The following is a 21,837-nucleotide window of genomic DNA, read 5'->3' on the forward strand; positions in this document are numbered from 1 at the left end:
CCCGCCCCAAGTGTGCCGGCCCCCCCCTTCGCGGGGGTGCACCCCCCCGGGGCGCCGGGGGGCCCGCGGGGGCCGGGGGGGGCGGGCGGCCCCCCCGGCCCCCCCCCCCCGGGGGGGGGGGGCCCGCGGCCGTGGTGCGCGAGAGGGTCAGGCGCCGATCATGTGCACGCCACCATCGACGTGGATGATCTCGCCCGTCGTCTTCGGGAAGAAGTCCGAGAGCAGCGCGACGATGGCACGGCCCGCCGGCTCCGGGTCCTTCATGTCCCACGCCAGCGGGGAGCGGGTGTCCCACACCTCGGCGAGATCGCTGAAGCCCGGGATGGACTTGGCGGCCATCGAGCCGAGCGGCCCGGCGGAGACCAGGTTGCAGCGCAGACCGTCCTTGCCCAGGTCGCGGGCGAGGTAGCGGGAGGTGGCCTCCAGTGCGGCCTTCGTCGGGCCCATCCAGTCGTACTGCGGCCAGGCGAACTGCGCGTCGAAGGTGAGTCCGACGATCGAACCGCCCTCGCTCATCAGCGGCTTGCACGCCATGGCGAGCGACTTCAGCGAGAACGCCGAGACGTGCATCGCCGTGGCGACCGACTCGAACGGGGTGTTGAGGAAGTTGCCGCCGAGCGCGTCCTGCGGGGCGAAACCGATGGAGTGGACGACGCCGTCGAGCGAGCCCAGCTCGTCCTTCACCAGACCGGCGAGCCGGTCCAGGTGCTCGGTGTTGGTCACGTCCAGCTCGATGACCTTGGCCGGCTTGGGCAGCTTCCTGGCGATGCGTTCCGTCAGCGTGGGCCGCGGGAAGGCGGTCAGGATGATCTCCGCGCCCTGCTCCTGGGCCACCTTGGCGGTGTGGAACGCGATGGACGACTCCATCAGCACCCCGGTGATGAGGATGCGCTTGCCGTCGAGAATTCCGCTCATGGTGATCAGTGACCCATGCCCAATCCGCCGTCAACGGGGATGACGGCTCCAGTGATGTACGACGCGTCGTCGGAGGCGAGGAAGCGCACCGCGGCGGCGATCTCCCCGGGCTGCGCGTAGCGGCCGAGCGGCACCTGGGACACGATGCCCTTGCGCTGCTCCTCGGTGAGCGCCTGCGTCATGTCGGTGTCGACGAAGCCGGGCGCGACGACGTTGAAGGTGATGTTGCGCGAACCGAGCTCGCGCGCCAGCGACCTGGCGAAGCCGACCAGACCGGCCTTGGAGGCGGCGTAATTGGCCTGTCCGGCCGAACCGAGGAGGCCGACGACGGAGGAGATGAGGACGACGCGGCCCTTCTTGGCACGCAGCATGCCGCGGTTGGCGCGCTTGACGACCCGGAAGGTGCCGGTGAGGTTGGTGTCGAGTACCGACGTGAAGTCGTCCTCGGACATCCGCATCAGCAACTGGTCCTTGGTGATACCGGCGTTGGCGACCAGCACCTCCACGTTGCCGTGCTTCTCCTCGATCTCCTTGTAGGCCTGCTCCACCTGCTCGGTGTCGGTGATGTCGCAACGGACCGCGAGAACACCGGCCTCGGTGAGCGCCGCGGGCGGCTCGCCGGAACGGTAGGTGATCGCGACCTTGTCGCCGTTGTCGGCGAAGGCGCGGGCGATGGCGAGGCCGATGCCCCGGTTTCCTCCGGTGACGAGAACCGAGCGGCTCAACGGATCACCCTTTCGATAGCGGTCTGGTACCTCGAAAACCTATCGGTACCGCCCGCTCCCCGAGGAATCGGCCCCTGACAGCGCCTTCGGCCGGGCACTGTGGGGTTCCTACAGTCGCGGACCTGGTCCGGCCGGGCCGGGCCGCCCCCGCGCGGGCCCGGAATCGGGCCGCGACGCCGCTTCCGTCGTGCTTCACTGCCTCGTAAACGATCCGAGGGTATGTGACGCAGAGGAGAGGCCGCCCGTGCCCCATGAGGTAGATCAGTCGTTCCTGGCCCTCCCGCTACGGCCCCTCGCCGACGCGGCGCTCGCCCGCGCGCGGGCGCTCGGGGCCGTGCACGCCGACTTCCGTTTCGAGCGGGTGCGCAGCGCCACGTGGCGGCTGAGGGACGCCCGACCGGCCGGGTCGTCGGACACCACCGATCTCGGGTACGCGGTGCGGGTCGTGCACGGCGGGGCCTGGGGGTTCGCCTCCGGGGTGGATCTGACGATGGACGCCGCGGCGAAGGTGGCCTCGCAGGCCGTCGCCATGGCGAAACTGTCGGCGAAGGTGATCGCCGCGGCGGGGTCGGACGAGAGGGTCGAGCTCGCCGACGAGCCGGTGCACGGGGAGCGGAGCTGGGTCTCGGCGTACGAGGTCGACCCCTTCGACGTACCGGCCGAGGAGAAGGCGGGGCTGCTCGCCGAGTGGAGCGCGCGGCTGCTGGCGGCCGACGGTGTGGCGCATGTGGACGCCTCGCTGATGACCGTCCACGAGAACAAGTTCTACGCCGACACGGCGGGCACGGTCACCACCCAGCAGCGGGTGCGGCTGCATCCGGAGTTCACCGCGGTCGCGGTGGACGCGACGACCGGCGAGTTCGACTCGATGCGCACGATCGCCCCGCCGGTGGGGCGCGGCTGGGAGTACCTGACCGGAACCGGCTGGGACTGGGGCGCCGAGTTGGAGAGCATCCCGGGGCTGCTGGCCGAGAAGATGCGGGCCCCGAGCGTCGAGGCGGGGACGTACGACCTGGTCGTCGATCCGTCCAACCTGTGGCTGACCATCCACGAGTCGATCGGCCACGCCACCGAGCTGGACCGGGCGCTGGGGTACGAGGCCGCGTACGCCGGGACCTCGTTCGCCACCTTCGACCAGCTGGGCAAGCTGGCGTACGGCTCCCCGGTGATGAACGTGACGGGCGACCGCACCGCCGAGCACGGGCTCGCGACGATCGGGTACGACGACGAGGGCGTCGAGGCGCAGTCCTGGGACCTGGTCAGGGACGGGACGCTGGTGGGCTACCAGCTGGACCGCCGGATCGCGAAGCTGACGGGGCTCGGCCGGTCCAACGGCTGCGCGTACGCGGACTCGCCGGGTCATGTACCCGTGCAGCGCATGGCCAATGTGTCGTTGCGGCCGGATCCGGGCGGGCTCTCCACGGAGGATCTGATCGGCGGGGTGGAGCGCGGGATCTATGTCGTCGGCGACCGGTCGTGGTCCATCGACATGCAGCGGTACAACTTCCAGTTCACCGGGCAGCGGTTCTTCCGGATCGAGAACGGCAGGCTGGCCGGGCAGCTGCGCGATGTCGCCTACCAGGCGACGACGACGGACTTCTGGGGCTCGATGGAGAAGGTGGGCGGCCCCCAGACGTACGTCCTGGGCGGCGCCTTCAACTGCGGCAAGGCCCAGCCGGGCCAGGTCGCGGCCGTCTCGCACGGCTGCCCCTCGGCCCTCTTCCGAGGCGTGAACATCCTCAACACGACGCAGGAGGCCGGGCGATGAGCGGCAACCACGGAACCGGCCGGGGGTCCGGGGGTCGCCCCCCGGGAAGGCACAGTCTCAACACGACGCAGGAGGCCGGGCGATGAGCGGCAACCACGGGACCGGCCGGGGGTCCGGGGGTCGTCCCCCGGGAAGGCACAGTCTCAACACGACGCAGGAGGCCGGGCGATGAGTCGCGTCAGCAAGCCGTACGAGATCGTCGAGCGCGCGCTCGAACTGTCCACTGCCGACGGCTGTGTGGTCATCGCCGACGAGGAGTCGTCGGCCAATCTGCGCTGGGCCGGCAACGCGCTCACCACGAACGGGGTGACCCGGGGCCGCACCCTGACCGTCATCGCTACCGTGGACGGGTCCGAGGGCGCCGCCTCCGGTGTGGTGTCCCGGTCGGCCGTCACCGCGGCCGACCTGGAGCCGCTGGTGCGGGCCGCCGAGGCCGCCGCGCGCGGGGCGGGCCCGGCCGAGGACGCGCAGCCGCTGGTCACCGGGGTGCCGGTGTCCCCCGGTTTCACGGAAGCACCGGCGGAGACGGGCTCGGACGTCTTCGCGGCGTTCGCGCCCGCGCTCGGCGACGCCTTCGCCCGGGCCCGCTCCGGCGGCCGTGAGCTGTACGGCTTCGCCCACCACGAGATGACCTCGACGTACATGGGTACGTCGACGGGGCTGCGGCTGCGCCACGACCAGCCGAACGGGACGCTGGAGCTGAACGCCAAGTCGCCCGACCGGTCGCGCTCGGCCTGGGCGGGGCGCTCCACCCGTGACTTCAAGGACGTCGACCCGGCCGGGATGGATGCCGAGCTGGCCCAGCGCCTCGGCTGGGCGGAGCGACGGATCGAGCTGCCCGCCGGGCGGTACGAGACGCTGCTGCCGCCGACCGCCGTCGCCGACCTGCTGATCTACCAGCTGTGGTCGGGGACGGCCCGGGACGCCGTCGAGGGCCGGACCGTGTTCTCCAAGCCGGGCGGCGGGACCCGGATCGGCGAGACCCTGTCCCCGCTGCCGCTGACCCTGCACAGCGACCCGCGCGCCGCGGGGCTCGAATCCGCGCCCTTCGTCATCGCGCACTCCTCCGGGGACGGGGCGTCGGTCTTCGACAACGGGCTGCCGCTGGGCCGGACCGACTGGATCAGGGACGGGCGGCTCGAACAGCTGACGACGACCCGGCACACGGCCGGGCAGACCGGGCTTCCGCTCGCGCCGGCGATCGACAACCTGCTGCTGGAGGGCGGTGGGGAGCAGTCCCTGGACGACATGGCGGCCGCCACGACCGGCCGGGGGCTGCTGCTGACCTGTATGTGGTACATCCGGGAGGTCGACCCGGCGACGCTGCTGCTGACCGGGCTGACCCGCGACGGGGTGTATCTCGTGGAGGGCGGAGAGGTGGTCGGCGAGGTGAACAACTTCCGCTTCAACGAGTCCCCCGTGGACCTGCTGTCGCGGGCCACCGAGGCGGGCCGCACGGAGAAGACGCTGCCGCGCGAGTGGGGCGACTGGTTCACCCGGGCCGCGATGCCCGCGCTGCGCATCCCGGACTTCAACATGAGCTCGGTGAGCCGGGGCGTATGACCGGCCTAGACTGAGCGGGAAACCATCACCCCCCTTCCTCACAAGGAGCACCGGAACCGTGACGGACATCGTCGACGAGCTGAAGTGGCGCGGGCTGTTCGCCCAGTCCACTGACGAGGACGCACTGCGCAAGGCTCTCGCGGACGGCCCGGTCACGTTCTATTGCGGCTACGACCCCACCGCGGCAAGTCTGCACGTCGGTCATCTGGTGCAGGTGCTCACCATGCGCCGGCTCCAGCAGGCCGGTCTGCGACCGCTCGCCCTGGTGGGCGGGGCCACCGGCCAGATCGGTGACCCGCGGCCGACCGCCGAGCGCACGCTGAACGACCCGGAGACGATCGCCGCCTGGGTGGCGCGGCTGCGGTCCCAGATCGAGCCGTTCCTGTCCTTCGAGGGCGAGAACGCGGCGGTCATGGTGAACAACCTGGACTGGACCGCGGGCATGTCCGCGATCGAGTTCCTGCGGGACATCGGCAAGCACTTCCGCGTCAACAAGATGCTCACGAAGGAGTCCATCGCCCGGCGGCTGGAGTCCGACGAGGGCATCAGCTACACCGAGTTCAGCTACCAGCTCCTCCAGAGCATGGACTTCCTGGAGCTGTACCGGCGCCACGGCTGCACCCTCCAGCAGGGCGGCAGCGACCAGTGGGGCAACCTCACCGCGGGCCTCGACCTGATCCACCGCCTGGAGCCGGGCGCCGAGGTGCACGCGCTGGCGACGCCGCTGATGACGAAGGCGGACGGCACCAAGTTCGGCAAGTCCGAGAGCGGCGCCGTCTGGCTCGACCCGGAGATGACCACTCCGTACGCGTTCTACCAGTTCTGGCTGAACGTGGACGACCGGGACATCTCGCGCTACATGCGCATCCTCAGCTTCCAGGGCATCGACGAGCTGACGGAGCTGGAGAAGGTCACGGAGGAGCGGCCGCAGGCGAGGGCGGCGCAGCGCGCGCTGGCCGAGGAGCTGACGACGCTGGTGCACGGCGCGGACCAGTGCGCCGCGGTCATCGCCGCGTCGAAGGCGCTGTTCGGCCAGGGCGAGCTCGGCGAACTGGACGAGGCGACGCTCGGTGCGGCGCTCTCCGAGGTGCCGCACGCACAGGTCACCGAGCTCGGTCCGCTGGTCGACCTGCTGGTCGAGGTCGGTCTGGCACCGAGCAAGTCGGGTGCCCGTCGCACGGTCAAGGAGGGCGGCGCCTACGTGAACAACGTGAAGGTCCTCGACGGCGAGGCGGCACCGGCCCGCGAGGAGCTGCTGCACGGCCGCTGGCTCGTGCTGCGCCGGGGCAAGAAGAACCTGGCGGCGATCGAGGTCACCGCCGGCTGAGCCGCGGCGACAGCACGACGGCGGGGCACGCGTGACGCGTGCCCCGCCGTCGTGCTGTGCGGTCCGTGGGTCAGGTCCTCGTGGTTCAGGTCTTCTGCCGCCTGGACCCCCTGATCGAGGCCCAGAGCATGTCACCGACACCGACCACCACCACGGCTCCGATCAGCTGGAGGACATGGCGCGTCCAGTCGATGCCCTTGGTGTCGTTGACACCGATCCAGGTGGCGACGGCGTTGCCGAGGATGCTGCCGATCATGCCGAAGATGACCGTCAGCCACAGCGGGATCTCCTGCTTGCCCGGCAGGATCGCCTTTGCGATCAGACCGAGCACCAGGCCCACGATAATTGCCCACAACCAGCTCATGTCGCCTCCTTGTGCGACGCGGTGTCGCGCATGTCCGCCCAGTTTCTGTCCTGGTCCGGTACGCCGCATGTCGGACAGGTCCGTACGTGCGAGAGGGCGACGGAGTGTACGCACGCGGCGCGCCCCGGTCTCGTACCCGTGGGTGGCCGGGCGTACCGTGGGAGCCGGTCCGGTCCGGGGAGCGTCCGGCGTGGGAACGGGGTCTCCCCCGGTTCGTCAGGAGCTCGGGGAAGGGTGGTGGTGGAGACGTGTTGCGGAAGCAGAGCGGTGCGGAGGTCTTCCGGATCACGGGGGCGCGGCAAGGGCTCGCGGAGGATGTGCGCGGCAGGCAGCGGCGTTACGTGATCTCGATGTCCGTGCGGACGCTTTCGGTGGTCGCCGCCGCTGTCCTGTGGAACGTGGAGCGCCATGTGGCGATCGTGGCGCTCGCGCTGGGGGTTCTGCTCCCGTACGTGGCGGTCGTCATCGCCAACGCGGGCCGGGAGAACAGCCCTTCGGTCCCCTCGACCTTCGTCCCGGCGGCGACGCGGCCCGTTCTGGATGCCGCGCCGGCGGCCGGACCGGCGGAGCCGGGTCCGGAAACCGGACACGTCTTCCGAAGCCCGGATCCGCAGGAGCACGGCTGAGCCCGGGGTAGTCCCAAGCTCAAGAAAAGCTCAGATCAATCATGAAGTTCCAGTGCACCGCACCCCCGTCTGCGTGACATACTTCGATAGCGCTCCGCATCCCCCGTCGGAGCGACGGACCGACGCCGGGCAGCTCCCCCCGTGGCTGCTCGGCGTCGCCTTTTCTCCGGCGGGGATGCCGCAGGACGGGCCATCCTGCTCAGGCTCTAGGGTTGAGTCCGTGAACTCCCCCGGATCCGATTCCACCGATTCCGCGACCACGCGTGCTGCCGCCGTGCCGGTCTGCTCGGCCAAGGGCTGCCGCGCCGATGCCGTGTGGGTGCTGGCCTGGAACAACCCGAAGCTGCACACTCCCGAGCGCCGCAAGACCTGGCTGGCCTGTGACGAACACCGGGAGCACCTCTCGTCGTTCCTGGGCGTCCGGGGCTTCCTGAAGGACGTGGTGACGCTGGTGGAGTGGGAGTCCCGGGGCTCGGCGACCTAGGTCGGCGCTACCCGCCGATCGCCGACATCGGGCGGTCGGGCTGGAGGAACGAGGGGTCGTCGAGGCCGGAGCCGGCCTTCTTGCCCCACATGGCGAGCTTCCAGAGCCGGGCGATCTCCTCGTCCGGGGCCTCGGAGCGCAGGGCGCCGCGCAGGTCGGTCTCCTCGCGGGCGAACAGGCAGGTGCGCACCTGTCCGTCGGCCGTGAGCCGCGTGCGGTCGCAGGCCCGGCAGAACGGCCGGGTCACCGAGGCGATGACGCCGACCCGGTGGGGCCCGCCGTCCACGAGCCAGCGCTCGGCCGGGGCCGAGCCGCGCTCGCCGTCCTCCTCCGAGGTGAGATCGAAGCGGGTGCGCAGCGACTGGAGGATGTCTCCTGCCGTGATCATGCCGTCGCGCTTCCAGCCGTGCTGGGCGTCGAGCGGCATCTGCTCGATGAAGCGGAGCTCGTAGGCGTTGTCCACGGCCCAGGCGAGCAGGTCGGGGGCCTCGTCGTCGTTGAGTCCCGGCATCAGGACGGTGTTGACCTTGACGGGCGTGAGGCCTGCGTCGCGGGCGGCTTCGAGTCCGGCCAGGACGTCGTGGTGGCGGTCGCGGCGGGTGAGGGTCTTGAACACCTCGGGGCGCAGGGTGTCCAGGGAGACGTTGACCCGGTCCAGGCCGGCGGCCTTGAGCGCGGCGGCGGTCCGCTTGAGTCCGATGCCGTTGGTCGTGAGCGACATCTTCGGGCGGGGCGTCAGGGCCGCGCACTGTTCGACGATGGAGACGAGTCCGGGGCGCAGCAGTGGTTCTCCGCCGGTGAAGCGGACGTCGGTGATGCCGAGCTGTGTGACGGCGATGCGGACGAGCCGGACGATCTCGTCGTCACTCAGGAGGTCGGGCTTGGCCAGCCACTGCAGTCCTTCTTCGGGCATGCAGTAGGTGCAGCGCAGATTGCAGCGGTCGGTGAGCGATACGCGCAGGTCGGTGGCGACCCTGTCGTAGGTGTCGATGAGCATGGTGGGCCCCCTCCCCCGGCGACTTCCCGGTTGCGGATTCTGACTCTTCCGAGACTACGCGAGACCTGTGACAACGGAGGGGCCCGTTTGACACGAGGAGCGACGCGGCCGCGTCGTAGGACTCTACGACGCGGCCGCGTGGGCGGAGGGTGAAAAAGCGCTCTCCTGGGTGAACGTGTGTGAACTCCTGCTCTCAGTGCGCTCCGATGCCGGTGAGGGACTTGACCTCCAGCTCGGCGTACTTGCCCTTGTCGGGCTCCTCCTTGGACAGCAGGGAGCCGATCCAGCCGAGCAGGAAGCCCAGCGGGATGGAGATGAGGCCCGGGTTCTCCAGCGGGAACCAGGCGAAGTCGACGCCCTTGAACATCGAGGTCTTCGCGTTTCCGGAGACGACCGGCGAGAACAGCACCAGGATCACCGACGAGGCGAGGCCTCCGTAGATCGACCACAGCGCGCCCTGGGTGGTGAACCGCTTCCAGAAGAGGCTGTAGAGGAGCGTCGGCAGGTTGGCCGAGGCGGCGACGGCGAAGGCGAGCGCCACCAGGCCGGCGACGTTCATGTCGCGGGCGAAGGCGCCCAGCAGGATCGCGGCCGCACCGATGAAGACGGTGGCCCAGCGGGCGGCCCGCATCTCCTCCTTCTCGGTGGCCTTCCCCTTGCGGATGACGTTGGCGTAGATGTCGTGGGCGAAGGACGACGAGGAGGCGAGGGTGAGTCCCGCGACGACGGCGAGGATGGTGGCGAAGGCGACGGCGGAGATCACGGCGAGCATGACGGCGCCGCCGGTGGTGCCGACCCCGCCCAGGTACTCGGCGAGCTGGGGGGCCGCCGCGTTGCCTGCCGGGTTCTTCGCCTTGATCTCGTCCGGGCCGATGAGGGCCGCGGCTCCGAATCCGAGGGCGATCGTCATCAGGTAGAAGGCGCCGATGATGCCGATGGCCCAGTTGACCGACTTACGGGCGGCCTTGGCGGTGGGCACCGTGTAGAAGCGGATCAGGATGTGCGGCAGACCGGCGGTGCCGAGCACCAGGGCGATGCCGAGGGAGAGGAAGTCCAGCTTCGAGGTGCCCGTGGCGCCGTACTTGAGTCCGGGCTCCAGGAACGAGGCGCCGTGGCCGCTCTTCTCGGCGGCGGTGCCCAGCAGGTCGGAGACGTTGAAGTCGAACTTCCACAGCACCATGAAGGTCATCAGGATGGCGCCCGCGATGAGGAGCACGGCCTTGACCATCTGCACCCAGGTGGTGCCCTTCATGCCGCCGATGGTGACGTAGACGATCATCAGTACGCCGACCAGCGCAACGATGAGGATCTTTCCGGCGTCACTGGTGATTCCGAGGAGCAGCGAGACGAGAACTCCCGCGCCCGCCATCTGCGCGAGCAGGTAGAAGATCGAGACGACGATGGTGGAAACACCCGCGGCGGTACGGACCGGGCGCTGGCGCATCCGGTAGGCGAGGACGTCGCCCATGGTGTAGCGGCCTGAGTTGCGCAGCGGTTCGGCGACCAGCAGCAGCGCCACCAGCCAGGCGACGAGGAAGCCGATCGAGTAGAGGAAGCCGTCGTAGCCGAAGAGGGCGATGGCTCCTGCGATGCCGAGGAACGAGGCGGCGGACATGTAGTCGCCGGAGACCGCGAGGCCGTTCTGGAAGGCGGTGAACTGGCGGCCGCCCGCGTAGAAGTCGGAGGCGCTCTTGGTCTGGCGGCCGGCCCAGACGGTGATGCCGAGGGTCGCGGCGACGAAGATCCCGAAGAGCGAGATGATCAGCGGCCGGTGCTCGCTGGTGGACGAGGCGGCGAGCGTCACGACGGTGTGGGAGTGGTACGCGGCGCTCATGCGTCGGCCTCCATACGGGACTTGATGGCCTCGGCCTTCGGGTCCAGCTTCGCGTTGGCGTACCGCGAGTAGAACCAGGCGATGAGGAAGGTGGTGAGGAACTGGGCGAGGCCGAAGACGAAGGCCACGTTGAAGTTGCTGTACACCTTGGTGCCCATGAAGCCGCCGGCGTAGTTGGAGAGCAGCACGTACAGCAGGTACCAGAGGACGAAGGCGATGGTCAGCGGGAAGGCGAACGAACGGTGCGAGCGGCGGAGTTCACTGAATTCCTGGCTCTCCTGCTCCGCGACGAACGCCTCGGTCGTGGGCTGGGCGGGGCGGTTCTCCGTACTGCCCTCGGGCGGCGGTGCATCGGTAGCCACGGAATCTCCTCGCGACGCGGGTGCGGTAGTGGTGGGGACGGTGGATTTCACTGGGGACCTCGTTATCGGGGAGGGATGGTGCGCCTCCCCTGACAACGGCACGCGGCGCGCGGCGAAGCGGTTCACCTCGGTTTCCGCCGCCTCCTTGTCACCCCTTCGGGCGCTCCGGCGGAAAACGGATCTCCCGAACCCATTGATGAGCGGGGATGATCAGCGATAGCTTCACTCGTCATGTACGCGACTGGATACGCTCCGTATCCGGTCGACTGACACGGATGAAGTGGAGACCCCATGGCTCATCTGGGATCCAGACGGACGCGCGCACTGACGCTGCCCGTCGGATTGGCCCTCACCGCATCGCTCGGCTTCCTGCCGACGAGCGCCGCCTCCGCCGCTCCGGCGGCGGACGCGCCCTCGGCGGCGGTGTCGACGGACGGTCCGAAGCTGTCGTACGTGGTCAACACCCGCGCCGGTCACGGCACCGTCAAGCAGGTGCGCAAGGCGATCGAGCGGGCCGGCGGCACCGTGGTGATCGCCTACGACCGAATAGGGGTCATCGTCGCCCACTCGCAGAACCCGCAGTTCGCGCAGACGATGCGCCGCGTCCGGGGTGTCGACTCGGCGGGCGCCACCCGGACGAACCCCATCGTGCCGCAGGCCACTAAGGACATCGGGGTCGAGCAGCCGCTGACGGCGCAGCAGGAGCGGACCTCGGCCGCGCAGGCGACCGCGGGCCAGGATCCGCTGGAGCCGTTGCAGTGGGACCTGCCGGCCATCAAGGCGGACAAGGCGCACGAGAAGTCGCTCGGCAGCTCGAAGGTCACGGTCGCGGTCATCGACACGGGTGTCGACGACACCCACCCGGACCTCGCCCCGAACTTCGACCGTGCCGGGTCGGCGAACTGTGTCTCCGGTGCCCCGGACACCACGGAGGGTGTCTGGCGTCCGGCGGCCGGTGAGAGCGATCACGGCACGCACGTCGCGGGCACGATCGCCGCCGCGAAGAACGGCATCGGCGTGACGGGGGTCGCGCCGGGTGTGAAGGTCTCCGGGATCAAGGTGGGCAACCCCGACGGGTTCTTCTACACCGAGGCCGTCGTCTGCGGCTTCATGTGGGCGGCCGACCACGGCGCGGACGTCACCAACAACAGCTATTACACCGATCCGTGGATGTACAACTGCAAGGACGACGCGGACCAGGGCGCGCTGGTCGAGGCGGTCGCCCGGGCCACCCGGTACGCCGAGCGCAAGGGCACGGTCAACGTCGCCGCGGCCGGCAACTCGGCCGAGGACCTGGCGGCCGACACGATCGAGGACTCGTCCAGCCCGAACGACACCACGCCGCTCCCCCGGACGATCGACCCGAAGCAGTGCCTCGACATCCCGACGATGCTGCCGGGTGTCGTGACGGTCTCGGCGACGGGCGCGAAGGGCCTGAAGGCCTCGTACTCGAACTACGGGAACGGTGTGATCGACGTCGCGGCGCCGGGCGGTGACTCGACGGTCTACCAGACGCCCGCTCCGCCGGCGACGAGCGGTCTGATCCTGTCCACGCTGCCGGGCGGCAAGTACGGCTACAAGGCCGGTACGTCGATGGCCTCCCCGCACGTCGCTGGGGTCGTGGCCCTGATCAAGTCGAGGCACCCGTACGCGTCGGCTGCCGCGGTCAAGGCCCTGCTGACGCTGGAGGCCGATGCCAAGGCGTGCGGTGAGCCGTACGACATCGACGGTGACGGCAAGGTCGACGCGGTCTGCGAGGGCGGCAAGAACCGCAACGGCTTCTACGGCGCCGGAGTGGTGGACGCGCTGGACGCGGTGCGCTGGTGACGGACGGTGCGGGGGCCGGAGGTCCGGCCCCCGCACCGGTTCACGGCGTGATGAGGACCTTCAGCGCGGTGCGCTCGTCCATCGCCTTGTAGCCGGCCGGTACCTCGTCGAGGCCGATGGTGAGATCGAAGACGGGCGACGGGTCGATGGTGCCGGACAGGACGTCCGGGAGCAGTTCCGGGATGTACGTGCGGACGGGGGCGACGCCGCCGCGCAGGGCGATGTTCCGGTCGAACATGACGCCGAGGTCCAGTCCGGTGCCGCTGCCGTGCGGCACGCCGACGTAGCCGATGGAGCCGCCGTCGCGGGTGATGCCCACGGCGGTGCGCATCGACTGCTCGGTGCCGACGGCCTCGATGACCGCGTGGGCGCCCTCGCCGCCGAGGAGTTCCCGGACCGCGGCGACGGCCGCGTCGCCGCGCTCGGCGACGACGTCGGTGGCACCGAAGTCGCGGGCGATGTCGGTGCGCACCCGGTGGCGGCCGAGCGCGATGATCCGCTCGGCGCCGAGCCGCTTGGCCGCCATGACGCCGCACAGGCCGACGGCGCCGTCACCGACGACGGCGACCGTGGAGCCCCGCTTCACACCGGCGCCGACAGCGGCGTGGTGGCCGGTGCCGAGGACGTCGGAGAGGGCCAGGAGCGCGGTGAGCAGGTGGTCGTCGGAGGCCGCGGCCGCGGGGAGCTTGACCAGTGTGCCGTCGGCGAACGGGACGCGTACCGCCTCGCCCTGCCCGCCGTCGGAGCCGACCGAGCCCCAGAAGCCGCCCTGCGGGCAGGAGGTGGTGAGCCCCTCGGCGCAGTAGGCGCAGGTGCCGTCGGACCAGACGAAGGGGGCGACGACGAGGTCGCCGACGGCGAAGCCGTTGACCTCGGAGCCGGCCTCCTCGACGATGCCCAGGAACTCGTGGCCGATGCGCTGGCCGGGCTGCCGGGCGGACTCACCGCGGTAGGCCCACAGGTCGCTGCCGCAGATGCAGGCCCGCAGGACCCGCAGCACCACGTCGGTGGGCTGCTGGATCACCGGGTCCGGAACCTCCTGCACGCGGATGTCGTGGGGGGCGTGGATGACGGTGGCGCGCATGCGTGGGGGTCCTTGCTGATCTCAGATGCTGATACTCCGCTCACGGTACGCCCCGAGAACGGCACGGGCCCCTCCCGCCCCGGGGGCGAGGACGCCGAGGGTCAGCAGGAGCTGCGCGGCCACATAGGTGAACATGACCCAGAAGCCGGGTGCGGGCGGCTGTGGCCAGTCGGCGATGCCGGTGGCGATCAGCGCGTCGGAGAGCAGGAAGAGCGCGCCTCCGGCGGCCGCGTACCGGCCGAGAACGCCGGCGCGGTAGGCCATGGCCGTCAGCAGCAGGCTGTAGCCCGCCATCGGAACCCGCAGCCCGGCCGGCAGCCCGGCCCAGATCAGGGCGACGAAGACGGTCAGCACGACGGCGTACCCGATGCCGGGCAGCAGGGCGCCGCGCGCCCGGCCGAAGATCCGCAGGTAGCAGAGGTGGCCTGCGGCGAAGCCGCCCATCCCGATGAGGAAGGCGAGGTCGGAGTCGGCCAGCAGGAACACGTCCCCGATCCAGCCGCAGAGCAGGGCGGCGATCAGCAGCCGGGGCCCGCGCCGGGCGGCGGCGTACGCGGCGAGCAGCGGCATCAGCAGCGGCTTGGCGACGACGTGGACGGGGCCGCTGTCGGTGAGGACCCCGGCGAGGTCGGCGACGCACGCGACGAGGAAGGCGATGAGCAGGAGGCGTACGAGGCGCTCCCGCCGGTCCGGGAGCGGGCCGGCCCTCATCCGGTGCGCTCCCGCGCGGGGGCGACCGCGGGGGCGACCGCGGGGAGTGCAGCGGTGGCCGGCTGCCAGCCGGGCCCGCGGAAGACCCGCCCGGCCCGCTCGCTCCAACTGCCCGCGGCACGCACGTCGCGGGCGATGGCGGCGTACTCGTGGGTGGCGACCCGCAGCGGGTTGAACGTGTCGATGTTCTTGGTGAGACCGAACACGGGCCGCTCCGTCTCCGCGGTGAAGGACCCGAACCACCGGTCCCACACGATCAGGATGCCGCCGAAGTTCCGGTCGAGGTAGCCGCCCTGGGAGGCGTGGTGCACCCGGTGGTGGGAGGGGGTGTTCAGCACGTACTCGAAGGGCCGGGGCAGCTTGTCGATCCGCTCGGTGTGCACCCAGAACTGGTAGACGAGATTGACCGAGGAGCAGAAGGCCAGCGCGGCCGGGTGGACGCCGCAGGCGATCAGCGGGAGGTAGAACGGCCAGACGGTCAGCGAGGTCCAGGGCTGGCGCAGCGCAGTGGAGAGGTTGAACTTCCGGCTGGAGTGGTGGACCACGTGGCAGGCCCAGAGGATCCGGATGACGTGGTGCCCGCGGTGGGACCAGTAGTAGAAGAAGTCCTGTCCCAGCAGCATGAGCGGGACGGTCCACCACAGGAGCGGGACGCGGAGCGGGGTCAGCTCGTACACCGCGGTGTAGATCGCGACGATGGGCACTTTCCACAGCAGGTCGAAGGCCAGGCTGCCCAGCCCCATGGTGATGCTGGTGGTGGCGTCCTTCGCCTGGTAGCCGGCGGCGTCCTCGTCGGGGTGGAAGTGGTGGAGTGCCATCTCCAGAACGGTGAGCAGGACGAAGGCCGGTATGGACCAGAGCACTACATCGGGCAGGTTCGTCGGCATGCCTGCACCGTAGAGCCGCAGGTCGGCCTCCGACTAGACGTTGTTACCAACAAGTATGCGAGACGCGGTGTCAGCAGTATTTGGCACCTTCCGCCAACGACGGATCCCCGCTCCGGGGCTGGAGCGGTGGCCCGAGAGCCGGCATGCGGTTCAACGCGCGTGAGTGGCCAGCCGGGACAGCAGGGGGAGGGCGGCCGCGAGCGTCCGTCGCTCAGCGGGGCTCAGGGTGTCGGCGATCGCCGCACCCAGGCTGTCCGCACGCCCTCGGCGCTCCTCGGCCAGGCGGCTGCTTCCGGCGGCCGTCAGGTGGAGCAGCAGCTTGCGGCCGTCGTCCGGGTGCGCCTCCGTACGCACGAGCCCCCGGGCGAGCAGCTCCTTGACCGACTTGGCGGCCGATTGGTGGCTGACGCCCCGTTCGTGTGCGACGTCGGCGGTGGTCATCGGACCGTCGCGGTCCAGGTATCCCAGGACGGCGGATTCGCCGGGGGGCATCGTGTCGGCGGAACGCACGGTGCGTACGAGCTGCCCGATGGTCAGCCGCAGTTCCTCCGCCAGTTGGTTGTCACCCATACGTCCAAGCTAAGCGATCCGCACCTCGGGTGTACACCTCAGGTGCGGAGATATGTACAACCAAGTTGTACAGTTCAGTTGTACGAACTTCTTCGCCCGGAAGGACCTCCCATGAAACTCACCAAGCACGCCCACGCCTGCGTCACGCTCGAAAAGGACGACAGCCGTCTGATCATCGACCCCGGTACCTTCACCCCGGACGCGGCGGAAGCCGTCAAGCGGGTCCACGCCATCCTGATCACTCACGAGCACTTCGATCACTTCGATGACGCGCTGGTCGCAGCCGCCCTCGCCTCCCGGCCGGAGCTGCACGTCTACGGAACGGCCGCCGTCGCGGCGAGGCTCGGCAGCGGTGACGGCCGCGTCCACGCGGTGTCCGCGGGTGACACCTTCAGCGTCGGCTCCATCGACGTCAGCGTTCACGGGGATCGCCACGCTCCGATCCACGCCGACATCCCCTGCCCCGACAACGTCGGCTATCTCTTCGACGGCGGGACCGTCTACCACCCCGGCGACGCCTACTTCGTGCCCGCCGCCCGTGTACACACCCTGCTGCTGCCGACCAGTGGCCCGTGGACCAAGCTCGGCGACGCCGCGGACTACGTGCGCGGTGTGAAGCCGGAGCACGTCGTCCAGATCCACGAGCTCATGCTCAGCGATCTCGGCCTGCGGTCCACCGCCGGCCTCCTCGGCGAACAGGGGCTGACCGGTATCCCCATCCGCCACCTCGAACCCGGCGCGTCCCTCCAGCTCCCGGTGCGTGCGGCGTGACGGTGAGCGCTTCCGGCCCCGTGGGCCGGTCGGCCTAGACCCCCGCCGCCCCCAGCAGCTCCCCCGCCACGTACGTCACGGCCATCGCCACCGCTCCCCCGCCCATGTTGCGCAGCACCGCCGGGCCCGCCGCCGCGTCGCCCAGCCGGGCGCTCCACCAGCCCGTCAGGGCGAGCGCCGCGAGCACCGACAACACGGTCACCGGGAGCCGCGCCGACGACGGCGGCAGCACGATCGCCAGCAGCGGCAGCAGCGCGCCCACCGTGAAGGCGAGGAAGCTGGCTCCCGCCGCGTGCCACGGGTTCGTCAGGTCGTCCGGGTCGATGCCCAGTTCGACCTCGGCGTGGGCGCGCAGCGGGTCGCGCTCGGTGAGCTGGACGGCCGCCTCGCGGGCCACCTCCCGGCTGAGCCCCTTGGCCTCCAGCAGGCCGGTGAGTTCGGCGAGTTCCGCCTCCGGGGTCTCCTGGAGTTCGCGCTTCTCCGTGGCCAGTGCGGCCTTCTCCGAGTCACGCTGGGTGGAGACCGACACGTACTCGCCCGCCGCCATCGACATGGAGCCGGCCAGCAGCCCGGCCAGCCCCGCCGTCAGGAGTGTGCTGCGGTCGCCGGTGGCCCCGGCGACCCCGACGACGAGGCCCGCGGTGGAGACCACGCCGTCGTTGGCCCCGAGCACCGCGGCGCGCAGCCAGTTCAGCCGCGCGCCGAGGCCGTTCCCGTGCGGTTCGTGGTGGCCCTGGGTATCCGTCACCCGGGGATGGTCTCACTCCGCCGCGTCACCAGACCCGTACCGACCCACCCGGTGCGAAGGCGGGGCTGGTCGCGTCCGCCGGGACCTCCTTCAGGGGTTCGGCGATCTCCTCGACGGTCGGGCCGACGCGGGCCGCGACGCGGTCCAGCGCCGGGAGGTCGAATCCGTAGACGCGGGCCGCGTTCCCGCCGGTCATGGCCGCGATCTCCTCGGGCGGCAGCCCGGCGTACGCGATCCGCAGGCCCTCCCGCGAGTACGGGGCGGTGCCCTCGTCGTGCGGGTAGTCGCTGCCCCACATGATCTTGTCGAGGCCGATCCGGTCGCGCAGCGGCACCTCGTGCGGCCGCATGAAGCTGGCGCCCACGTAGCAGTTCTCGCGCCAGACCTCACTGGGGCTCGCGCCCATCGAAGCGGCGAGCCCGGCGCCGAACCTGGACTCGGCGGTCGCCGCCCGGGAGGCCGCCGCGAGCAGCCGTCCGTGGTAGTAGTCGAGCATCTCCACGATGCCCGGGATCCAGCCCGAGCCCTGTTCGGTGAGGACCAGTCGCAGCCCGGGGTGGCGGCGGAAGGCTCCGCCGAAGATCAGGTGCCACAGCGCGCGGTGCGAGAACCAGGTGGTCTCCACCATGAAGACGGCGCGGGCCGCCGGTTCGTCGCCGAGCGGCGGGGAGGCGGAGCCGCCGTGGTGGTTGACCGGTACGCCGAGCTCCGCGCAGACCGCCCAGAGGGGGTCGTACACGTCGGAGTACAGCTCCGGGATGCCGGAGCCCGGTGGGGCGCCGGGCAGCAGGATGCCGCCGGTGAGGCCCGCCTGCGTGGTGCGGCGGATCTCGCGGACCGCCTCGGCGGGGTCGTTGAGGAGGATCTGGGCGACGCCGGCCCGCCGGCCCGGCGCGGCGGCGCAGAAGTCGGCGAGCCAGCGGTTGTGGGCGCGCAGCCCGGCCCAGCGCTGTTCGTACTCCTGCCGGGAGGGCGCCGGGGCCATCAGGGAGGCGGAGGGGAAGAAGGGCGGGATGGTGTTGGGGAAGACGACCTCCGCGACGATGCCGTCGGCCTCCAGTTCGGCGAGGCGGCGGTCCGAGTTCCAGTTGCGGTCGGCGGAGTCGGCGACCAGGTCCTCGTACGGGTTGACGTAGTTCGCCGCCCAGGCGTCGAAGTCGTCGTGGTGCTTCGACTCCAGGTAGGGCCGGTAGTCGAGGAGGTCGGCACCGGCGTGGCAGTCGGCGGAGATGACGGTGTAGCGGTCCATCAGGAGACCCCCAGGACGGGGAAGTCGTGGTCGGTCAGCCAGTGCCGGCCGACGTCGCGCGAGCGGGCCCAGGAGGCCTCGACGGCGCTCTGGTCGGTGCTCTGGCCCAGGTCGGCGGGGGTGGGGCCGATGCGTGCGGCGATCGGGGCGAGCCTGTCCGTGTCGAAGCCGAAGACCTCGGCCGCGGCCTGGCCCAGCATCACGCGGGTCTCGGCGACGGGGATGTCGTGGAAGGTGTTGCGCAGCCAGTTCGCGGTGTCCGGCCAGGTGCCCTCGGGGTGCGGGAAGTCGCTGCCCCACAGGATGTTGCCGACGCCGATCTCGTAGCGCTGGGCCAGTTCGCGGCGTTTGGTGTTGGTGGCGCAGATGAACACCTGCCGGTCGAGGTACTCGTGCGGCGGGCGCTTCAGTTCGGCGAACGGGGAGAGCTTCTTGCCGCCGTGGGCGCCGAGGTAGAGCCGGTCCATGAACCACAGGAGGTTCGGCAGCCACCAGCAGCCGGACTCGGCGACGCCGAACTTCAGCCCCGGGTGGCGTTCGAAGGCGCCCGACCAGAGGAGGAACCAGAGCGGTCGGGAGGGCCACCAGGTGACCTCGGAGACGTAGATGCCGAGGTGGTCGCCGTACTCGTGGCGGGGCGCCGCGCCGGAGTGGGTGACGACCGGCATGCCCGTCTCGGCCGCCGCCGCCCACACGGGGTCGTAACGGCGGTCGTGGTACGGGGCCTTGTCCACCCACATCGAGGGGATCATCAGGGCGCCGAGTCCGGACTCCTTCGCCCGGTGGATCTCCGCGACGACCCGGTCGGTCTCGCCGGTGACCGGCAGCAGGGCGACGCCGCAGTGGCGTTCGGGGTGGAGCGAGACGAAGTCGGCGAGCCAGCGGTTGTGCGCCTGGGCCCCCGCCATGCCCAGCTCGGGGTCCTGGTCGCCGGAGAGGCCGAGGCCGACACCGAAGGGTGCCGCGGTGCGGCTGTCCACGGCGTCCGCGTCGGGGAAGACGACCTCGGCCGCCACCCCGTCGCCGTCGAGCTCCTTGAGACGCTGCCCGGCGTCCCAACCTCCCTTCAGCCCCTCCTCGTTGTCGTGGAACCACTTGTCGGCGAAGGCCTCGTTACGGACGCCGAGGCGGGTCATCTCCTCGCGCCGGCGGTCGCGGCCGGCCAGGAAGTCGTCGAACTCGCGGTGGAACCGGCCATCGAGGTAGGGCCGGTACTCCTCGGTGGGGAGCCCGGCGTGGCAGTCGGAGGAGATGATCAGGTACGGGTCGTCGTCGGTCATCGCTCACCTCTCAGTCGAGTACGAAGCTCTCCAGGTACGACGGATTGGACCGGTCGAGCATCGACTGCGACCTGGCACGGATCTGCCGGTCGCTGTGCTCGCTGTCGGGCAGCATCCAGAACCGGTCGGCGCGTATCCCGTCCACGACGGTCCCGGCGACGTCCTCCACCGGCGTGAACTCCACCTCGTGGCCCGCCGACCTCATGGCGCTCTCCCACTGGTCCAGGCTGCGGTACGGAGTCCGGCGCGGACGCTCCTTGGCGTACCGCTCGGGCCGGTTGCGGTGCGACTCCCAGAGGCCGGTGCGCAGCATGTGCGGGCCGGGGAAGAGGACCGAGGCGCCGATCGGTGCGCCCTCGGCCCGCAGGTGCGCGTACAGCGACTCGGTCATCGTGACGACGGCTGACTTGGTGACCGCGTACACGGAGGCGGTGGGCAGCGGGGCGATGCCGCCGTCGCCGGACGAGGTGTTGACGACGTGGCCCGGGGCGCCGTCGGCCAGCATGCGCGGCAGGAAGGCCTGGATGCCGTGGAAGACGCCCCACACGTTGACGGCGAACGCCCACTTCCAGTCGTTCGGGTCGTGCTCCCACATCCGGCCCTCGGCGCCGGAGCCGACCCCGGCGTTGTTGCACAGCACGTGCACGGCGCCGAAGGTGTCGTACGCGGCTTCGGCCAGTGCCGTGACGGAGTCGCGCTCGCTCACGTCGACGACGGCGGCCAGCACCTGCGCACCCTCGCGGCGCAGTTCACCGGCCGCCTTGTCGAGTGCGCCCTCCTCCACGTCGGCGAGCACGACCCTCAGCCCCTCGGCCGCGAACCTGCGGGCCATCGCGCGTCCGATGCCGCTCGCGGCGCCGGTGACGACGGCGACCTGCCCTTCCTGAAGCCTCATCGGACGCTCCCTCGCGGCGGGCCGTCGTGGATCTGCTGCGGGTCGTCGTAGCGCTGGTGGATGTACGGCAGCAGCGCGTCGGCGCTCACCCGCTCGACGGCCCGGCCCCGCTGGTCGCTGGTCTTCTCGCCGATGGTGAGGTCGAGGACGCGAAGCACGGGGAGGTCGGCGACCGGGTCGTACATGGATTCGCGCAGCACCACGTCGCCGGTGATCCGCTCCAGCCGGCGGACCTTCTCGTGACGGGTGCAGTGGATCAGTACGGGGTCGGAGTCGAAGCCGTCGCCGTCCGCCGCGGGCAGGAACTTGAAGTAGAAGTCGAGCTTGGTGGCCGGTGCGGGCAGCGGGAGCGGTTCGCCGACCGCGCCGCGGATCTCGACGAAGTGGATGCCGTGGCGGGCGAGCGAGGCGCGTACGACGAGTCCGTCGCGCTCCACGCTCACCTCGCCGAGCTTCTTGGGCTCGCCGAACACCTCGCGGCCGCCGGTCAGTGCCCGCTCGTGGGTCATCGGCATGACCAGCGGATACCAGCCCTCGTGTCCGTCGTGGACGGCGGCGACGCCGACGGAGCCCGCGCCGAGGGGGTAACCGGGCAGGTCGACCTTGCTGATGCTCGCCCGGACGAGCGGGCGCTCGGAGGGTTTCAGGGGCGGCGGAAGGACGGCCGCCACCGCGTCCGGGTCGCTCTCCCAGAGGGCGGTGACGCCGGTGGACCAGATGTCGGGGAGCCGGGAGCGGGCCTCGCGGGCCGCCGCGATCTCGGCCTCGGTGCGCGCGCCGTACCGTACACGTGCCATGCGGTGCCACCCTTCTCGGTTGTCCGTGCCGGGTTCTGTAACACAGTTACACC

22 protein-coding genes are annotated in these 21,837 nt (G+C 70.8%); 7 read left to right on the forward strand and 15 right to left on the reverse strand.

Annotated elements, in window-relative coordinates; genetic code table 11:
• Positions 1-147: 147 nt before the first annotated feature.
• A complete protein-coding gene (gene fabI / locus ACFYPA_RS36055) occupies positions 148-915 on the reverse strand; it encodes an enoyl-ACP reductase FabI (RefSeq protein ID WP_359084904.1) in 768 nt (255 codons plus the stop codon).
• A gap of 5 nt (positions 916-920) precedes the next feature.
• Complete coding sequence (gene fabG / locus ACFYPA_RS36060) at positions 921-1,640, reverse strand: 3-oxoacyl-[acyl-carrier-protein] reductase (RefSeq protein ID WP_359084906.1); 720 nt, start codon at positions 1,638-1,640, stop codon at positions 921-923.
• A gap of 244 nt (positions 1,641-1,884) precedes the next feature.
• Here fabG and ACFYPA_RS36065 point away from each other — a divergent pair, with 244 nt between their 5' ends.
• The 3 genes from ACFYPA_RS36065 to tyrS all read left to right on the forward strand — a co-directional run bounded on the left by ACFYPA_RS36065 (position 1,885) and on the right by tyrS (position 6,298).
• On the forward strand, positions 1,885-3,408 hold the full coding sequence (locus ACFYPA_RS36065) for a TldD/PmbA family protein (RefSeq protein ID WP_359084907.1): 1,524 nt from the start codon (positions 1,885-1,887) through the stop codon (positions 3,406-3,408).
• 168 nt (positions 3,409-3,576) lie between these two features.
• Positions 3,577-4,971: a metallopeptidase TldD-related protein gene (locus tag ACFYPA_RS36070; protein WP_359084909.1), complete on the forward strand. Its 1,395-nt coding sequence runs from the start codon at positions 3,577-3,579 to the stop codon at positions 4,969-4,971.
• Between the two features lie 58 nt (positions 4,972-5,029).
• Positions 5,030-6,298, forward strand: coding sequence for a tyrosine--tRNA ligase (gene tyrS / locus ACFYPA_RS36075; protein WP_359084911.1), 1,269 nt, complete (start codon positions 5,030-5,032; stop codon positions 6,296-6,298).
• Positions 6,299-6,383: 85 nt separating this feature from the next.
• Here the strand turns inward: tyrS and ACFYPA_RS36080 are convergent, their stop codons facing one another.
• Positions 6,384-6,662 (reverse strand): GlsB/YeaQ/YmgE family stress response membrane protein, encoded by a 279-nt coding sequence (locus ACFYPA_RS36080; protein ID WP_024490366.1) that lies wholly within the window; start codon positions 6,660-6,662, stop codon positions 6,384-6,386.
• A 248-nt stretch (positions 6,663-6,910) separates the two neighbouring features.
• Here ACFYPA_RS36080 and ACFYPA_RS36085 point away from each other — a divergent pair, with 248 nt between their 5' ends.
• Both ACFYPA_RS36085 and ACFYPA_RS36090 read left to right on the forward strand, forming a co-directional pair.
• On the forward strand, positions 6,911-7,288 hold the full coding sequence (locus ACFYPA_RS36085; protein ID WP_359084912.1) for a DUF3099 domain-containing protein: 378 nt from the start codon (positions 6,911-6,913) through the stop codon (positions 7,286-7,288).
• 220 nt (positions 7,289-7,508) lie between these two features.
• A complete protein-coding gene (locus ACFYPA_RS36090) occupies positions 7,509-7,772 on the forward strand; it encodes a hypothetical protein (protein WP_359084913.1) in 264 nt (87 codons plus the stop codon).
• A gap of 7 nt (positions 7,773-7,779) precedes the next feature.
• Here the strand turns inward: ACFYPA_RS36090 and moaA are convergent, their stop codons facing one another.
• The 3 genes from moaA to ACFYPA_RS36105 form a co-directional block, all read right to left on the reverse strand.
• The gene (gene moaA, locus ACFYPA_RS36095) at positions 7,780-8,769 is read right to left on the reverse strand and encodes a GTP 3',8-cyclase MoaA (RefSeq protein ID WP_359084915.1); all 990 of its coding nucleotides are present in this window, start codon (positions 8,767-8,769) and stop codon (positions 7,780-7,782) included.
• Between the two features lie 193 nt (positions 8,770-8,962).
• The gene (locus tag ACFYPA_RS36100; protein WP_359084916.1) at positions 8,963-10,603 is read right to left on the reverse strand and encodes a cation acetate symporter; all 1,641 of its coding nucleotides are present in this window, start codon (positions 10,601-10,603) and stop codon (positions 8,963-8,965) included.
• Positions 10,600-10,965 carry a DUF485 domain-containing protein gene (locus ACFYPA_RS36105; RefSeq protein ID WP_359084917.1) on the reverse strand — a complete coding sequence of 122 codons (366 nt, stop codon included), beginning with the start codon at positions 10,963-10,965 and terminating at the stop codon, positions 10,600-10,602. Before ACFYPA_RS36105 ends, ACFYPA_RS36100 begins: the two co-directional genes overlap by 4 nt.
• Positions 10,966-11,256: 291 nt before the next feature.
• On the opposite strand from ACFYPA_RS36105, the gene ACFYPA_RS36110 reads away from it, so the two are divergent.
• Positions 11,257-12,792 carry a S8 family serine peptidase gene (locus ACFYPA_RS36110; protein ID WP_359316090.1) on the forward strand — a complete coding sequence of 512 codons (1,536 nt, stop codon included), beginning with the start codon at positions 11,257-11,259 and terminating at the stop codon, positions 12,790-12,792.
• Between the two features lie 40 nt (positions 12,793-12,832).
• Here the strand turns inward: ACFYPA_RS36110 and ACFYPA_RS36115 are convergent, their stop codons facing one another.
• From ACFYPA_RS36115 to ACFYPA_RS36130, 4 genes are all read right to left on the reverse strand, one after another.
• Positions 12,833-13,876 carry a zinc-dependent alcohol dehydrogenase family protein gene (locus tag ACFYPA_RS36115; protein ID WP_359084920.1) on the reverse strand — a complete coding sequence of 348 codons (1,044 nt, stop codon included), beginning with the start codon at positions 13,874-13,876 and terminating at the stop codon, positions 12,833-12,835.
• A 21-nt stretch (positions 13,877-13,897) separates the two neighbouring features.
• Entirely contained in the window at positions 13,898-14,587 is a 690-nt protein-coding gene (locus tag ACFYPA_RS36120; protein WP_359084921.1) for a lysoplasmalogenase, read from the reverse strand.
• Positions 14,584-15,474, reverse strand: a complete 891-nt coding sequence (locus ACFYPA_RS36125; RefSeq protein ID WP_359084922.1) for a sterol desaturase family protein — start codon at positions 15,472-15,474, stop codon at positions 14,584-14,586. Before ACFYPA_RS36125 ends, ACFYPA_RS36120 begins: the two co-directional genes overlap by 4 nt.
• A 150-nt stretch (positions 15,475-15,624) precedes the next feature.
• Entirely contained in the window at positions 15,625-16,044 is a 420-nt protein-coding gene (locus ACFYPA_RS36130; protein WP_359084923.1) for a helix-turn-helix domain-containing protein, read from the reverse strand.
• A 111-nt stretch (positions 16,045-16,155) separates the two neighbouring features.
• Between ACFYPA_RS36130 and ACFYPA_RS36135 the strand changes: the two genes are divergently transcribed.
• Entirely contained in the window at positions 16,156-16,815 is a 660-nt protein-coding gene (locus ACFYPA_RS36135) for an MBL fold metallo-hydrolase (RefSeq protein ID WP_359084925.1), read from the forward strand.
• Between the two features lie 34 nt (positions 16,816-16,849).
• Here the strand turns inward: ACFYPA_RS36135 and ACFYPA_RS36140 are convergent, their stop codons facing one another.
• Genes ACFYPA_RS36140 through ACFYPA_RS36160 form a run of 5 tightly spaced genes read right to left on the reverse strand, consistent with a single transcriptional unit; the run spans position 16,850 to position 21,784 of the window.
• A complete protein-coding gene (locus ACFYPA_RS36140) occupies positions 16,850-17,563 on the reverse strand; it encodes a VIT family protein (RefSeq protein ID WP_359084926.1) in 714 nt (237 codons plus the stop codon).
• Between the two features lie 25 nt (positions 17,564-17,588).
• Positions 17,589-18,812, reverse strand: a complete 1,224-nt coding sequence (locus ACFYPA_RS36145; RefSeq protein ID WP_359084927.1) for an amidohydrolase family protein — start codon at positions 18,810-18,812, stop codon at positions 17,589-17,591.
• The gene (locus ACFYPA_RS36150; protein WP_359084928.1) at positions 18,812-20,092 is read right to left on the reverse strand and encodes an amidohydrolase family protein; all 1,281 of its coding nucleotides are present in this window, start codon (positions 20,090-20,092) and stop codon (positions 18,812-18,814) included. Before ACFYPA_RS36150 ends, ACFYPA_RS36145 begins: the two co-directional genes overlap by 1 nt.
• A 10-nt stretch (positions 20,093-20,102) precedes the next feature.
• Positions 20,103-20,987, reverse strand: a complete 885-nt coding sequence (locus tag ACFYPA_RS36155; RefSeq protein ID WP_359084929.1) for an SDR family NAD(P)-dependent oxidoreductase — start codon at positions 20,985-20,987, stop codon at positions 20,103-20,105.
• Entirely contained in the window at positions 20,984-21,784 is an 801-nt protein-coding gene (locus ACFYPA_RS36160) for an acetoacetate decarboxylase family protein (protein ID WP_359084930.1), read from the reverse strand. The genes ACFYPA_RS36155 and ACFYPA_RS36160 overlap by 4 nt, the downstream gene beginning before the upstream one ends.
• Positions 21,785-21,837 lie beyond the last annotated feature (53 nt).

This window comes from Streptomyces sp. NPDC005775 (genome assembly GCF_042871565.1).
In the GTDB taxonomy this organism is placed as follows: domain Bacteria; phylum Actinomycetota; class Actinomycetes; order Streptomycetales; family Streptomycetaceae; genus Streptomyces.